Origin of the sequence: Nocardia sp. SSK8, assembly GCF_037034205.1 — a bacterium.
Lineage (GTDB): Bacteria > Actinomycetota > Actinomycetes > Mycobacteriales > Mycobacteriaceae > Nocardia.
The window spans coordinates 1-207 of the sequence record NZ_JBAGKD010000054.1 but is presented as its reverse complement, the minus strand read 5'-3'; the positions used below and the strand labels follow the sequence as shown (position 1 = coordinate 207).

1 protein-coding gene is annotated in these 207 nt (G+C 65.7%); it reads right to left on the bottom strand.

What is annotated here, in order from left to right:
* Window positions 1-207: adenosylhomocysteinase (locus tag WA675_RS27340; RefSeq protein ID WP_336088341.1), on the bottom strand; the 207-nt coding region annotated here is incomplete at both ends.

The window sequence follows — 207 nt, the reverse complement described above, 5'->3', positions numbered from 1 at the left end:
GTTTCGATCAGGACGGCGGTCTGCACCGTCATATGCAGCGAACCCGAGATCCGCGCACCCGCCAGGGGCCGCACATCGTGGTATTCGCGGCGCAGGGCCATCAGGCCGGGCATCTCGTGCTCGGCCAGGCGGATCTCCTTGCGGCCGAAATCGGCCAGCGAGAGATCTGCCACCTTGTAATCGATGCCGTTGCGGACGTCAGCGGTG